Here is a 14,399-nt window from a genome sequence, read left to right as displayed (position 1 = left end):
GTCGCGGGTATGTCGGTAGGAGGACGCCGCGAACCGCCGGGAGGGCCGGCGCGCGGAGCCCGAGCGGCGGCGGGCCCCGGACGGGGGCTCCGGACCCGGACTCCGCTCCGCGCCGCGTGGCCGGCGGCCGGCGGACGATCCGTGGACTCCGGTCCGGCAGCCCTTCAGCCGCCCGGCCGGCGGACCGTCGTCGTCACCCCGGCGGCGCCGCGGCCGTGCCGCCGACGGCACGCCCCGCCGCGCACGGCCTCGCCCTCCGGCCCCCTCACTGCCCGTCGGGGTCCTGGCGGCTCAGGGCGGCCTTCGGCGTCGGGCCCGCCGTCATCAGGTAGTCCGCGGCCGAGGTGTCCGTGACCAGGCTGGTGACCAGTCCGGAGCGGAGCACCGCGTCGATCGCGGCCGCCTTGCGCTGGCCGCCGGCGATCGCGACGACCTCCGGGATACGGCGCAACTGGTCGGCCTTGACGGTGATGCACCGCTCCCCGAGGTCCCGCCCGATCCGGCGCCCCTCGGCGTCGAAGAGGTGCGCGGCCATCTCGGCGGCGACGCCGAGCGAGGCGTAGTGCGCCCGCTCCTCGTCGCTGAGCATGTCGTGCACCGTCGAGATGCCCGGCTCCCAGGAACCGATGGAGACGCAGGCGACCGTGACCTTGTCGAAGTACTCGAAGGCGCGGGCGATCCCCGTCTGGTTGCGCAGGGCCGCCGCGGTGGCGACGTCCGGCAGCAGCATCGGCGCGTAGATCGGGTGGGCGTCGCCGCCCGAGACCTGGGCCGCACGGCGCACGGCCTCGACCGAGCCGCGCTCGGAGGTACCGGCGTCGTACACACCCGTCAGCTGCACCACGGTGCACGGTGGCAGCCGGTCCAGCGCCGCCGCCATGTGGATGGTGGAGCGGCCCCAGGCGAGGCCGAGCACATCCCCCTCGTTGACCAGTTCGCCGAGCAGGTCCGCGGCGACCTCGCCGAGGTTCTCCGGGTCGGGGGTCTCCTCGGCCTCGGCCGGGGACTCGACCACGACGGCGTGCCGCAGGCCGTAGCGGGCGCGGAGCGCGTCGGAGCGCTCGGCGTCCAGCTCGGCCGGTACGCGGATCTCGATACGCACGAGATCCCGTTCGAGAGCGGTCTCCAGGACCCGTGCCACCTTGAAGCGGCTGACGCCGAACTCCTCCGCGATCTGGATCTTGGACTTGCCCTCGAGGTAGAAGCGGCGGGCCATGGCCGCCGCCTGGACCAGCTCAGCGGGTCCCATCCGCATGGCTGACCGGCCCGCCGACATACCCGACACGGCGATCTCCTCACTGCTGTTCACACTCTGGATTCGCCGTTCATCCTTGCAGATCCGGCGCGACTGATCCGCCCTGATGGGCGGCGTTCTCTCAACCGTTCACGTAGCCGTGGCTCAGTGGTCGCATGCCCAGGAGGCGCGGGCCGTGGCCGCCTCCGCCCGAGCGCGCAGGGCACGCACCGCCTCTGCCGGGTCCTTGGCCCCGTAGACCGCCGAGCCGGCCACGAACACGTCGGCGCCCGCCTCCGCGCACCGCTCGATCGTGGCCTCCGAGACGCCGCCGTCGACCTGGAGCCAGAGCTGAAGGCCATGCTTGGCGATCAGCTCACGGGTGCGGCGGATCTTCGGCAGCATGATGTCGAGGAAGGCCTGGCCGCCGAAGCCCGGCTCGACGGTCATGATCAGCAGCATGTCGAGTTCCGGCAGCAGGTCCTCGTACGGCTCGATCGGCGTCGCGGGCTTGAGCGCCATCGCGGCGCGCGCACCCTTGGCGCGGATCTCGCGGGCGAGGCGCACCGGGGCGGCGGCCGCCTCCACGTGGAAGGTGACGGACGAGGCGCCCGCCTCCACGTACTGAGGAGCCCAGCGGTCGGGGTCCTCGATCATCAGGTGGCAGTCCAGCGGGGTGTCCGTCGCGCGGGCCAGGGACTCCACCACCGGCACGCCGAGCGTGAGGTTGGGGACGAAGTGGTTGTCCATGACGTCGACGTGAAGGAAGTCGGCGCCCTGGACAGCCTTGGCCTCCTCCGCCAGGCGGGCGAAGTCGGCGGACAGGATGCTGGGGTTGATCTGCGCTGCCATGCCCCAAGACTGCCATGTCCGAGGCACTGATGTTCCCGTCCGTCCACAGGTGAGACCGCTCATCATACCGATGCGTTGTTTGTCGGATGGTGTTTCCGTGTCTGTGGACAACCGACGGCGACGAGGCGGGCGCATGCGGTGAACTGAGAGCCGCGCGGCCGGTCCGCGTCCGTCAGCCGGCGGTCCTGCGGATCAGCGCGAGGTACATCGCGTCGGTGCCGTGCACATGCGGCCACAGCTGGATGTCCGGGCCGTCCCCGAGCGCGGGGACGCCGGGCAGCAGCGGCCGGGCGTCGACGAGTTCGGCGTCCGGGTACTGCTTGAGCACATCGGCGACGACCACGCGCGTCTCGGCGAGGTGCGGAGAGCAGGTGGCATAGCCGACCACACCGCCGACGCGCACCGAGTCGAGCGCAGTGCGCAGCAGAGCGCGCTGGAGAGGAGCGAAATTGTCCAGGTCCTCGGGGCGCCGGCGCCAGCGTGCCTCGGGCCGTCGGCGCAGCGCGCCGAGCCCGGTGCAGGGCACGTCCACCAGCACCCGGTCGAAGCTGCCAGGCCGCCACGGCGGCCGCGTGCCGTCCGCCGCGATGACCTGGTACGGCCCCGGATTGCCGGCCAGCGCCTTGGCCACCAGACCGGCCCGGTGCGGCTGCTTCTCCGACGCGAGGAGTACGGCACCCCGCTCGGCCGCGAGCGCTCCCAGCAGGGCCGCCTTGCCGCCGGGTCCGGCGCAGCCGTCGAGCCACTTGGTGTCCGGCCCCTCCAGGGGCGCGTTGGCCAGCGCGAGGGCGACCAGCTGGCTTCCCTCGTCCTGCACTCCGGCGCGGCCCTCGCGCACCGCCTCGACCGCGCCCGGCTCCCCGCCCTCGGCCAGCCGCACGGCGTACGGCGACCAGCGACCGGCCTCCGCGGCGTCCTCGCGCAGCAGCTCCTCGGTGGTGGCCCGGCCCGGCCGCGCGACCAGGGTCACCCGCGGCCGCTCGTTGTCGGCCGCGAGCAGTTCCTCGATCCCGGCGCGCCCGCCGCCCAGGGAGTCCCACAGCGCGGAGACGACCCAGCGGGGGTGGGAGTGCACGACGGCGAGGTGGTCCTCGGGGTCCTCGTCGTAGGGCGGCGCGACCTTGCCGATCCAGCCGTCCAGGTCGTCCTGGGCGATCTTGCGCAGCACCGCGTTGACGAACTTGGCGCGCCCGTCGCCGAGCACGACGCGGGCCAGCTCCACGGTGGCGGACACGGCGGCGTGCGTCGGGATCCGGGTGCCGAGCAGCTGGTGCGCGCCGAGGCTCAGCACGTCCAGCACCGGCGGGTCGACCTCGCGCAGCGGGCGGTCCACGCAGGCGGCGATGACGGCGTCGTACGTGCCCTGGCGGCGCAGCGTCCCGTACACCAGCTCGGTCGCGAGCGCGGCGTCCCGCGCGTCGAAGTCGTCCTTCTCCCGCGCCTTGCGCAGCAGCGGGGGCAGCACCAGGTTGGCGTACGCGTCCCGCTCGTCCACCGCCCGCAGCGCCTCGAAGGCCAGGATGCGGACGGGGTCCTTCTTGGGACGCCGGTAGGGCTTGGCGGGCTTACGACCCCGCCGCGACTGCTCGCTCACGAAAAAGGTGCTCCGGTGGTGAAAAGGGGTATGCGGGCAAGCGTACGTCGAGGAGGGTGGGCGGGGGCGTGCGGGTGGGGAGGATCGCGCTCACCGGGCCGGCCACGGTCTCGGGCGCCGTCCGTACTCGGTGTCCGCGTCCCTGCCCCTTCTCCCACCGGCGTCCGCTCCCCGGACCGTTCTCACACCGGCATCCGCTCCCCCGGATCGGCCGCGCGTGCCCGTCCGGACCGGCCGGACAGGCACCCGGCCCCCTCGGGCTCATCCGCCCAGCGTCTCCCCCTCGCCGATCCGGGCCCCGCGGGCCCAGTCCGCGGCGCGCATCGGCTTCTTGCCCTGGGCCTGGACCCAGAGGAGTTCGACGGCGTGGGAGCCGGTGCCCACATGGACGCTGTTCTTGCCGACGGCGAGGTGGCCCGGCGCGAGGTCGGTGCGCTCGGGCACCGGGGCGACCTGGATGAGCTTGAGCCGTTCGCCTCGGAAGGTGGTCCAGGCGCCGGGCGCCGGGGTGCAGCCGCGCACGACCCGGTCGACGCGGAGCGCGGGCGCCGCCCAGTCCACCTCCGCGTCCTCGACGTTGATCTTCGGCGCGAGGGTGATGCCCTCGGCGGGCTGCGGTACGGCCTTCAGGGTGCCGTCCTCGATGCCGTCCATGGTGGCCGCGAGCAGCCCGGCCCCGGCGAAGGCCAGCCGGGTCAGCAGGTCGCCGCTGGTGTCGGTGGGCCGGATCTCCTCGGTCACCGTGCCGTACACCGGCCCGGAGTCCAGGCCCTCCTCGATGAGGAAGGTGCTCGCGCCCGTGATCTCGTCGCCCGCCATCAGCGCGTGCTGCACGGGCGCCGCGCCGCGCCAGGCGGGCAGCAGCGAGAAGTGCAGGTTGACCCAGCCGTGGGCCGGGATGTCGAGGGCGGCGCGGGGCAGCAGGGCGCCGTAGGCGACGACCGGGCAGCAGTCCGGAGCGATCTCCGTGAGCCGCGCCAGGAACTCGGGGTCCCGCGGCTTGGCCGGCTTGAGCACCTCGATGCCGGCCTCCTCCGCGCGCTCGGCCACGGGTGACGCGACCAGCCTGCGGCCCCGGCCCGCGGGGGCGTCGGGCCGGGTGACGACGGCGGCCACTTCGTGCCGCCCGGAGGCGAGCAGGGCGTCCAGGGCGGGTACGGCGACCTCGGGGGTACCGGCGAAGACGAGCTTCATGGGCGGGATCGGGCCTCTCGGGCGGGGATCGGACGGGCAGCACACCAGTCTATGGCCGCCCGGCATCCGGCACCGCGCGATGCACGGCCGCGGTCAACTCGCCCGGCGCGCGGGCCCACTGGAAACGGGCGGCGCGCGGGTGGTGCGACGGCGTACGCATATGCCCGTACGCCCCCACCCCGTGACCAGCGGACCGCAGACGCGTTGGTCAAGAGAGAGTTGACCACATAGGGCCGCTTCGGCCGCCCGATTCCTTTCAACGCCGGTTCGAGAGGCTTGTTCATGGCCGACCATGCAACCCACGACGCCCAGGCTCGGGCCAGCCTGCACTTGCTGGTGCGGGACATCGAGCGGGTCCGCCGGCAGGTGGACGCACTGCGCACGCTCACCGCCCAGTTGGGCAACGTCTACCGTCCGCGCCGCACCGGGCCGTCCACGGGCTTCGTCGTCTACGGACGCGCCCCCGCCCCGACCGTCCGCCTCGCCCAGGAGCTCCGGGACAGCGTCGAGACCCTGGTCACGGCCGCCGTGGACTTCGACCGCTCGCTGGGCTTCTCCTGGGACGCGGTGGGCTCGGCGCTCGGCGTCACCAAGCAGGCGGTGCACCGCCGTTACGGCGCCCGCCGCGCCGCCGCCCAGGCGGCGGCCGAGGCCGAGCGGAGCCCGGAGCCGTCGGGCACCCGCACGCTCAATGTGAACTCCGGTCTGCCCGCGATGCCGGTGCCGACGGTCCCCGCGGCCCGCTCCATGCCCACCCAGCCGACCGCGGGCAGCCCGACGCTGCGGGAGGACGCCCGCCCGACGGCCTTTCCCGGCCCGCGCAACGGCTGACCGCCCCCGCCCTCCCGGAAGCCTCGGGGAAGCTCCGGGAGGTTGCCGGTCGTCCGGCACTACCGGTTTTCCCGGCCTCAGCCGAGGTCCGGCGGATCGATCCGCACCCGCACCGCCTCACCGCTCCCGCGCGCCATCCGCGCGGCCTGCGCGGTCTTCAGCGCGGAGGCCAATGCCGAGCCGCTGCCCGGCGGGACCCGCACCAGGGCCCGCTCCCAGTGCTCGCCGGGCGGTGGCGCCCCTGGCCTGCGGGCCCCGCCGGGCGGCGCGGGCGGCAGCGGCACGGGTCCCAACACCTCGGCATCCGGCGGGAGTTCGACCGCGGCGAGGAATTCGGCGACCGCCGCCGGTGTCCCGGACACGGCCGCCATCCGGGACACCGGCGGGAAGCCCAGCTCGGCCCGCTCGGACAGCTCCCGCAGCGCATGTCCGACGGGGTCCCAGCGCACCAGCGCCTGTACGGGCCGCAGGGTCGGCTCGGCCACCACGACCACCGTGCCGCCCTCGCCCTGCGGCCGGACCAGCGCCCCCGCCGCGATCCACCGACGCAGCGCGTCCTCCCCGGCCCGCAGATCGGGTCGGACGAGCATGGCCCAGCCGTCGAGCAGCAGCGCCGCCGCGTAGCCGCCCTCGGCGACCGGTTCGGCGCCCGGAGTGCTCACCACCAGCGCGGGGGTGTCCGGCACGGTGTCCAGTACGTGTTCGCGCCCCGAGGTGCGCACCGGTACGGCGGGAAAGGCCCGGCCCAGTTCCTCGGCGGTGCGCCGGGCGCCCACCACCTGGGCGCGCAGCCGGAAACCGCCGCACTCGGGGCAGTGCCAGGCACCCTCCGCGCGCCCGCACCAGCCGCAGCGCAGCACCCCCGCGTCCTGACCCTGGAGCGGCCCGGAGCAGTGCACACAGCGCGCCGGGGCCCGGCACCGGTCGCAGGCCATGCGCGGGGCGTACCCGCGGCGCGGCACCTGGACCAGCACCGGTCCGTGCCGCAGCCCCTCGCGGGCCGTCTGCCAGGCGAGGGTGGGCAGCCGGGCGGCGCGGGCGGCCTCGTCGCGGGCGAGGTCCTGGTCCCCGACGGTGCGGACGAGGGGCGCGGAGCGCCGGATCTGCTCCCGGCCGGCGACCAGGGGGCGCGCCCAGCCGGTCTCGACCAGTTGGGCCGCCTCGACGGTGCAGGAGAAGCCGCCCAGCAGGAAGGCGCACTTGTCGAGGGTGGCACGCAGCAGCAGGACGTCGCGGGCGTGCGGCTGGGGGGCGTGCTGTTCGCTGTGGCTGTCGTCGCCGTCGTCCCAGATCGCGACCAGGCCGAGGTTCTGCACCGGCGCGAACATGGCGGCGCGGGTGCCGACGACCGCGCGCACGGATCCGCGCCGCACCGCGAGCCACTGCGCGTACCGCTTCTCGGGCCCGGCGTCGGCGGTGAGCAGGGCGTGGTGCCCCTGGCCGAGCAGGGCGGTGAGGGCGGCGTCGACGCGTGCGGCGGCGCGTCCGTCGGGTACGACGACGAGCGCGCCGCGTCCCGAGGCGAGCGTGGCGGCGACGGCGCGGGCCAGTTCCTCGCTCCATCGCGGGCCCGGCAGCGCGTGCCACACGGCGCGGGGGGCGCCGCCGCCGGCCAGGGTCCGCAGGAAGGCGCCGCCCTGTTCGTACCGCGTCCAGGGGCCGGGGTCGGGGGCCTTCGGGGGTGGCAGGGGTGCGGGCGAGGTGCGCTGTTCGGCGCGGGCGTTGCGGGGCGGTACGGCGAGCTGGAGGACGTCGGCGAGGCTGCCCGCGTACCGGTCGGCGACGGCGCGGGCGAGGCCGAGCAGTTCCCCGCCGAGCACGGGTTCGGGCGACACGACCTGGGCGAGCGCGGCGAGGGGGCCGGAGTAGTCGGACTCGGCCCGCCGTTCGATGAGGAAGCCGTCGATGAGGCCGCCGCCCTCGCGGCGGCCCTCGCGCACCCGGTGCCGTCCGGCGCCGAAGCGCACGCGCACCCTCACACCGGGCTGTGCCTGCTCGTCCAGCTCGGCGGGGACCGCGTAGTCGAAGTACCGGTCGAGGTGCAGGACGCCCTTGTCGACCAGCACCCGTGCGACCGGCAGGTGCTCGGCGAGCGCGGCGCCCCGCCAGGTCCGCGGCTTGGCGCGGGGCGTTTTGGCCTCGCGCACGCTCTCCCGGATGAGCGCGAGCTGCTCCGGCGGCGCCCCTTCGGCGCCGCGCTCCCCGTCCGCTCGGGGTCCCCCGTTCTCGCTGCTCACGCCTGCATTCTTACCAAACCCGACTGACAACGGCCCGAGCCACCGGGGTCCGTCCGAGACCCTCCCGCCCACGGGGCGGAGTGCCGAGACGGGGGCAGGAGCGGCCAGGAAGACGTCGAGGCCCGGCCCCCCGAAGGGAAACCGGGCCTCGACGTGCCGTGGGGGGGGTCAGACGCCCGCGGCCTTGCGCAGGGCGTCCACGCGGTCCGTGCGCTCCCAGGTGAAGTCGGGGAGTTCGCGGCCGAAGTGGCCGTAGGCAGCCGTCTGGGCGTAGATCGGGCGGAGCAGGTCGAGGTCGCGGATGATCGCGGCCGGGCGGAGGTCGAAGACCTCGTCGATGGCCTTCTCGATCCGGTCGGTGTCGACCTTGTGGGTGCCGAAGGTCTCCACGAACAGGCCCACCGGCTCGGCCTTGCCGATCGCGTACGCCACCTGCACCTCGCAGCGCGAGGCGAGCCCCGCGGCCACGACGTTCTTCGCGACCCAGCGCATCGCGTACGCGGCCGAGCGGTCCACCTTGGACGGGTCCTTGCCCGAGAACGCGCCGCCGCCGTGCCGGGCCATACCGCCGTACGTGTCGATGATGATCTTGCGGCCGGTCAGGCCCGCGTCACCCATCGGGCCACCGATCTCGAACCGGCCCGTCGGGTTGACCAGGAGGCGGTAGTTCTCGGTGTCGAGCTTGATGCCGTCCTCCAGCAGCGCCTTCAGCTCCGGCTCCACCACGAACTCGCGGATGTCGGGGGCCAGCAGCGACTCGAGGTCGATGTCGGAGGCGTGCTGCGAGGAGACGACGACGGTGTCGAGGCGGACGGCCTTGTCGCCGTCGTACTCGATGGTGACCTGCGTCTTGCCGTCGGGGCGCAGGTACGGGATGGTGCCGTTCTTGCGCACGTCCGACAGCCGCTTCGACAGGCGGTGCGCCAGGAAGACCGGCAGCGGCATCAGGGTCGGCGTCTCGTCGGACGCGTAGCCGAACATCAGGCCCTGGTCGCCCGCGCCCTGCTTGTCCAGCTCGTCCTCATCGCCCTCGACACGGGACTCGTAGGCCGTGTCGACGCCCTGCGCGATGTCCGGGGACTGCGCGCCGATGGACACCGACACGCCGCAGGAGGCGCCGTCGAAGCCCTTCTTCGAGGAGTCGTAGCCGATCTCCAGGATCTTTCCGCGGACCAGGGTCGCGATGTCCGCGTACGCCTTGGTGGTCACCTCGCCGGCCACGTGCACCAGGCCGGTGGTGATGAGCGTCTCCACGGCGACCCGTGAGGACGGGTCCTCGCGCAGAAGCGCGTCGAGAATGGTGTCGCTGATCTGGTCAGCGATCTTGTCGGGGTGACCCTCGGTCACGGACTCCGAGGTGAACAGGCGACGGGACACAACGCTCCCTGGGGTTGCAGCGGCTGCTGGCTGATCATTTGCAGTCGACGCGGGGCTGCGCCCGGTCGACCTTCAACAGTTTATCGGTCGCGCTCGGCCGATGGACCACTGTCTCGCCTCTCGGGAGCGCTGTGACCTGCGGCACGGGCATTGTGCACAATGCCCGGCGACCTTGGCCAGGGTATCGGTCCCCGATCCGGGCATGGCCCGAACCGGTCACCGGATTCGCCCGGCCGGCCGCGCCGGGGTCAGTCGAGGCGGTCCACGACCAGGTCCCAGACGATGTCGGCGAGAGCCTCCTTGGGCCCGTGCGGCACGGGAGTCTCGCTGCCGTCGGCGCCCAGTACGACGGCTTCGTTCTCCTCGGAGCCGAAGGTCTTGCGCTCCCCCACCTCGTTGACCACGAGCAGGTCGCAGCCCTTGCGGGCGAGCTTGGCGCGGCCGTTGGCGAGCACGTCGTCGGTCTCGGCGGCGAAGCCCACGATCACCTGTCCGGCCCTGGCCCGTTCGGCCGAGACCTCGGCCAGGATGTCCGGATTGCGCACCAGAACGATGGGGTCGGGCTCCTTGCCGTCCTTCTTCTTGATCTTGCCGGTGGCGTAGGCCGCGGGCCGGAAGTCGGCGACGGCCGCGGCCATGACGACGGCGTCGGCGTCCGCCGCGGCCTTCAGTACGGCCTCGCGCAGCTGGACCGCGGTGCCGACCTGTACGACGTCCACGCCGGCGGGGTCGGGCAGCTGGGTGTTGGCCGCGATCAGCGTCACCCGCGCGCCGCGGGCGGCCGCGGTACGGGCGAGGGCGTAGCCCTGCTTGCCGGAGGAGCGGTTGCCGAGGAAGCGCACCGGGTCCAGGGGCTCGCGGGTGCCGCCCGCGGAGACCACCACATGGCGGCCGCGCAGGTCGGGCTCCTGGACGCCGCGGGCGAGCACCCGGCGGCAGACCTCGAAGATCTCGCCCGGATCGGGCAGCCGGCCCTTGCCGGTGTCGACACCGGTGAGGCGGCCGACGGCGGGCTCGATGACGACGGCGCCCCGGCGGCGCAGCGTGGCCACGTTCTCCCGAGTGGCGGGGTGCTCCCACATCTCGGTGTGCATGGCCGGGGCGAAGACCACCGGGCAGCGGGCCGTCAGGAGGGTGTTGGTGAGCAGGTCGTCGGCGAGTCCGTGGGCGGCCTTGGCGAGCATGTCGGCGGTGGCGGGGGCGACCACGACGAGGTCGGCGTGCTGCCCGATGCGGACGTGCGGCACCTCGTGCACGGAGTCCCAGACATCCGTGGCGACGGGGTTGCCGGACAGCGCGGAGAAGGTGGCGGCGCCGACGAAGCGCAGCGCGGAGGCGGTCGGCACCACTCGCACGTCATGGCCCGACTCGGTGAACCTTCTCAGCAGCTCACAGGCCTTGTAGGCGGCGATGCCACCGCTGACGCCCAGTACCACCCTCGGCTTGTCCACCATGTCTCCTCGGTCCGGAAAACGTGCAACACCCATGACACACCACAGGCCCGGCAGCGTGCTGCCGGGCCTGTGGATAAACCCATCTGCGGTCTGAAAAGTACTACTGGGCCGGGCCCTCGATGGCCTCGGAGGTCAGCAGACCGGCATTGATCTCGCGCAGGGCGATCGAGAGCGGCTTCTCGTGGACGTGGGTGTCGACGAGCGGACCCACGTACTCGAGGAGGCCCTCGCCGAGCTGCGAGTAGTACGCGTTGATCTGGCGAGCACGCTTGGCCGCGTAGATCACGAGGCTGTACTTCGAGTCGGTTGCCTCGAGGAGCTCGTCGATCGGCGGGTTGATGATGCCCTCGGGCGCGGTGATGGAAGAGGACACGCTCTACCTTCCGATGGATGGAAAAGAATCAATGATCGTGATCACAGTCACGATTACACAACGTCCATCAAGGCTAGCAGCTCGCGGGCCACGTCCTCGACGGAGGTGTTGACCAGGGTCTCGTCGAACTCCGGCTCGGCCGCCAGCTCGGTCCTGGCCGCCTCCAGGCGGCGCTCGATGACCTCGGGCGACTCGGTGCCGCGGCCGGTGAGCCTGCGCACCAGCTCCTCCCAGGAGGGCGGAGCCAGGAACACCAGCCGTGCGTCGGACATGGACTCACGGACCTGGCGGGCGCCCTGGAGGTCGATCTCCAGCAGGACGGGCTCGCCCTTCTCCAGCCGCTCCAGGACGGCCGCGCGGGGCGTGCCGTACCGGTTGCCGGCGAACTCGGCCCATTCCAGCAGCTCGCCGTTGGCGATCAGCTTGTCCATCTCGTCGTCGGTGACGAAGAAGTAGTGGACTCCGTGCTGCTCACCGGGGCGCGGCTTGCGGGTCGTCGCCGACACCGAGAGCCAGACCTCGGGGTGTTCCTTGCGCATATGGGCGACGACCGTGCTCTTGCCGACCCCCGAGGGGCCGGAGAGCACGGTCAGCCGCGGACGTTCACTCATGCAGCGATTATTCCAGCAATCCCGGAGTGTCCGGGACTCCGGTCCGGTGCGGGGCCGGACTCAGGCGCCGGTGCTGCCGAACTCACGCTCCAGGGAGGCGATCTGGTTGGAGCCGAGGCCCCGCACACGGCGGCTCTCGGAGATGCCCAGACGCTCCATGATCTGCTTGGCGCGGACCTTGCCCACGCCCGGCATGGACTCCAGCAGCGCGGAGACCTTCATCTTGCCGATGACGTCGTTCTCCTGGCCCTGCTTGATCACCTCGTGCAGGGAGGCGCCGGAGTGCTTGAGTCGATTCTTGACCTCGGCCCGCTCCCGGCGAGCCGCGGCGGCCTTTTCGAGCGCGGCTGCGCGCTGTTCAGGGGTAAGGGGCGGTAGAGCCACGCCTACGTCACCTCGGATGTCGAACTGTCGGATACGGACCGGTGAGGAACCTAGTCGCCCCACACCTGGGGAGCCACGAGCAACACGCTTGCCCGTTCACCCTCGCTCGGAGACTAGCGGCCAACTCCGCCAGAGTCAGCGAGAACAGCGGAAAAGTCCTGGTCAGCCTCCGTCAGGCCGGACATTTCAGACATACTGCCCTCGATTTGAAGATGTATTCACACTCAATTCGGCGCCGGTCCGCTCAGGCGAGCGTCCGGCGGGCGGGTCTCAGCCCCCGGCGACGGCCGCCCCGATCTCCTCCGCGAAGCGCCCGGCCGCCGCGCGCAGCGCCCCGACGTCGGGTCCGTGCCGCAGCACGCCCCGGCTGACGTTCGGCACGACATTGCGAACGGCCGCCCCGAAGACCCCCGGAAGGTCGGCCGGGGTCGCGCCCTGGGCGCCGATGCCGGGCGCGAGCAGCGGGCCGTTGATGTCCAGGTCGTACGAGGACAGGTCGCCGAGCGTGGCGCCGACGACCGCCCCGAAGGAGCCCAGCGGCTGCGCCCCCGCGTTCTCGGCCGCCAGGTGGGCCAGCATGGTCGCGCCCACGCCCCGGCCGTCGGCGCGCACCGCGTGCTGCACCTCGCCGCCCTCCGGGTTGGAGGTGAGCGCCAGCACGAACAGCCCGGCGCCGTGCTGCCCGGCCAGCTCCACGGCCGGCTTCAACGAGCCGTAGCCGAGGTACGGCGAGACGGTCAGCGCGTCGGAGAACAGCGGCGCGTCCGGGTGCAGGAAGGCCTCCGCGTAGGCGGCCATGGTGGAGCCGATGTCGCCGCGCTTGGCATCCATCACGACCAGGGCGCCGGCTGCGCGCGCCTCCTGGACCGACTTCTCCAGGACGGCGACGCCGCGCGAGCCGAACCGCTCGAAGAACGCGCTCTGCGGCTTCAGCACGGCCACCCGGTCGGCCATGGCCTCGACCACGGTGCGGCTGAACCGCTCCAGGCCCGCCACGTCGTCGTTCAGGCCCCACTCGGCGAGCAGGGAGGCGTGCGGGTCGATGCCGACGCACAGCGGGCCGCGCTCGTCCATGGCGCGGCGCAGCCGGGCGCCGAAGGGCTCGGGCGAAGTCATGCGGGCTTCCTCACATCGGCGCCGACAGCGTCGGCGAGGGTGGCGTAGGGGCTGGTGCGCAGGCGGGCGGCGAGACCCTTGTGGATCGCGCGGCTCCAGAAGGGGCCCTCGTAGATGAAGGCGCTGTAGCCCTGGACCAGCGTGGCACCGGCCAGGATGCGCTGCCAGGCGTCCTCGGCGGTCTCGATGCCGCCGACGCCCACCAGGGTGATCCGGTCGCCCACGCGCGCGTACAGGCGGCGCAGGACCTCCAGGGAGCGGGCCTTGAGGGGCGCGCCGGACAGGCCCCCGGTCTCCCCGGTCAGCGCGGCCGGGGACTTCAGGCCCAGGCCGTCGCGGGCGATGGTGGTGTTGGTGGCGATGATGCCGTCCAGGCCGAGTTCCACGGCCAGGTCGGCGACGGCGTCCACGTCCTCGTCCGCGAGGTCCGGCGCGATCTTCACCAGGAGCGGGACGCGGCGGGCGGCGACCACGCGGTCGGCGGCCTCGCGGACCGCGGTCAGCAGCGGGCGCAGGTGGTCGACGGCCTGGAGGTTGCGCAGTCCGGGCGTGTTCGGCGAGGAGACGTTGACGACCAGGTAGTCGGCGTACGGCGCGAGGCGCTCGGCGGACTTCACGTAGTCGGCGACGGCCTCCGCCTCCGGGACGACCTTGGTCTTTCCGATGTTGACGCCGACCACGGTCCTGAAGACGGGCTCGCGGGTGGCCAGGCGGGCCGCCACGGCCAGCGAGCCGTCGTTGTTGAAGCCCATGCGGTTGATCAGCGCGCGGTCCGCGACGAGCCGGAACAGCCGCTTGCGGGGGTTGCCGGGCTGCGGTTCGCCGGTGACCGTGCCGATCTCGACGTGGTCGAAGCCCAGCATCGACATGCCGTCGATCGCGACGGCGTTCTTGTCGAATCCGGCGGCGAGCCCGAACGGGCCGTGCATCCGCAGCCCGAACGCCTCGGTGCGCAGCTCCTTGTACCGGGGCGCGAGGGCCGCCGCGGCGAAGGTGCGCAGCACGGGCACGCGCACGGCGAGCCGGATCCAGCGGAAGGCGAGGTGGTGGGCCTTCTCGGGGTCCATCCGTTTGAAGACCAGACGGAAGAAGAGGTGATACATCACGTGTCCTCACACCGAGGGGGGACGCCGTTTCCGGAG

Annotated in this window: 13 protein-coding genes; 1 reads left to right on the top strand and 12 read right to left on the bottom strand. The window is 73.1% G+C overall.

Annotation, left to right across the window (positions count from 1 at the left end; genetic code table 11):
* Window positions 1-265 precede the first annotated feature (265 nt).
* The 4 genes from ACZ7EC_RS25690 to fmt form a co-directional block, all read right to left on the bottom strand.
* Window positions 266-1,309: a sugar-binding transcriptional regulator gene (locus ACZ7EC_RS25690; RefSeq protein ID WP_397986932.1), complete on the bottom strand. Its 1,044-nt coding sequence runs from the start codon at window positions 1,307-1,309 to the stop codon at window positions 266-268.
* A 90-nt stretch (window positions 1,310-1,399) separates the two neighbouring features.
* On the bottom strand, window positions 1,400-2,086 hold the full coding sequence (rpe, locus tag ACZ7EC_RS25685; RefSeq protein ID WP_471066066.1) for a ribulose-phosphate 3-epimerase: 687 nt from the start codon (window positions 2,084-2,086) through the stop codon (window positions 1,400-1,402).
* Between the two features lie 172 nt (window positions 2,087-2,258).
* On the bottom strand, window positions 2,259-3,680 hold the full coding sequence (locus ACZ7EC_RS25680; protein ID WP_471066064.1) for an RsmB/NOP family class I SAM-dependent RNA methyltransferase: 1,422 nt from the start codon (window positions 3,678-3,680) through the stop codon (window positions 2,259-2,261).
* A gap of 261 nt (window positions 3,681-3,941) precedes the next feature.
* Window positions 3,942-4,874: a methionyl-tRNA formyltransferase gene (gene fmt / locus ACZ7EC_RS25675; protein ID WP_471066062.1), complete on the bottom strand. Its 933-nt coding sequence runs from the start codon at window positions 4,872-4,874 to the stop codon at window positions 3,942-3,944.
* A gap of 282 nt (window positions 4,875-5,156) precedes the next feature.
* On the opposite strand from fmt, the gene ACZ7EC_RS25670 reads away from it, so the two are divergent.
* Window positions 5,157-5,705 carry a hypothetical protein gene (locus ACZ7EC_RS25670; protein WP_471066060.1) on the top strand — a complete coding sequence of 183 codons (549 nt, stop codon included), beginning with the start codon at window positions 5,157-5,159 and terminating at the stop codon, window positions 5,703-5,705.
* A gap of 77 nt (window positions 5,706-5,782) precedes the next feature.
* Here ACZ7EC_RS25670 and ACZ7EC_RS25665 read toward each other — a convergent pair whose 3' ends face one another.
* The 8 genes from ACZ7EC_RS25665 to ACZ7EC_RS25630 all read right to left on the bottom strand — a co-directional run bounded on the left by ACZ7EC_RS25665 (window position 5,783) and on the right by ACZ7EC_RS25630 (window position 14,360).
* Window positions 5,783-7,942: a primosomal protein N' gene (locus tag ACZ7EC_RS25665; protein ID WP_471066058.1), complete on the bottom strand. Its 2,160-nt coding sequence runs from the start codon at window positions 7,940-7,942 to the stop codon at window positions 5,783-5,785.
* A gap of 168 nt (window positions 7,943-8,110) precedes the next feature.
* Entirely contained in the window at window positions 8,111-9,319 is a 1,209-nt protein-coding gene (metK, locus tag ACZ7EC_RS25660; RefSeq protein ID WP_037650999.1) for a methionine adenosyltransferase, read from the bottom strand.
* Window positions 9,320-9,567: 248 nt separating this feature from the next.
* Window positions 9,568-10,770 carry a bifunctional phosphopantothenoylcysteine decarboxylase/phosphopantothenate--cysteine ligase CoaBC gene (coaBC, locus tag ACZ7EC_RS25655; RefSeq protein WP_471066205.1) on the bottom strand — a complete coding sequence of 401 codons (1,203 nt, stop codon included), beginning with the start codon at window positions 10,768-10,770 and terminating at the stop codon, window positions 9,568-9,570.
* Window positions 10,771-10,873: 103 nt separating this feature from the next.
* Complete coding sequence (gene rpoZ, locus ACZ7EC_RS25650; protein WP_005319902.1) at window positions 10,874-11,146, bottom strand: DNA-directed RNA polymerase subunit omega; 273 nt, start codon at window positions 11,144-11,146, stop codon at window positions 10,874-10,876.
* A 53-nt stretch (window positions 11,147-11,199) separates the two neighbouring features.
* Entirely contained in the window at window positions 11,200-11,757 is a 558-nt protein-coding gene (gene gmk, locus ACZ7EC_RS25645) for a guanylate kinase (RefSeq protein ID WP_471066056.1), read from the bottom strand.
* A 60-nt stretch (window positions 11,758-11,817) separates the two neighbouring features.
* Entirely contained in the window at window positions 11,818-12,141 is a 324-nt protein-coding gene (locus ACZ7EC_RS25640) for an integration host factor (RefSeq protein ID WP_037651003.1), read from the bottom strand.
* Window positions 12,142-12,411: 270 nt separating this feature from the next.
* Complete coding sequence (pyrF, locus tag ACZ7EC_RS25635; RefSeq protein WP_471066054.1) at window positions 12,412-13,257, bottom strand: orotidine-5'-phosphate decarboxylase; 846 nt, start codon at window positions 13,255-13,257, stop codon at window positions 12,412-12,414.
* Complete coding sequence (locus ACZ7EC_RS25630) at window positions 13,254-14,360, bottom strand: quinone-dependent dihydroorotate dehydrogenase (RefSeq protein ID WP_471066052.1); 1,107 nt, start codon at window positions 14,358-14,360, stop codon at window positions 13,254-13,256. The genes pyrF and ACZ7EC_RS25630 overlap by 4 nt, the downstream gene beginning before the upstream one ends.
* Window positions 14,361-14,399 lie beyond the last annotated feature (39 nt).

Source organism: Streptomyces sp. NPDC037203 (assembly GCF_055605065.1).
This window is presented reverse-complemented; position numbering and strand designations above follow the sequence as displayed.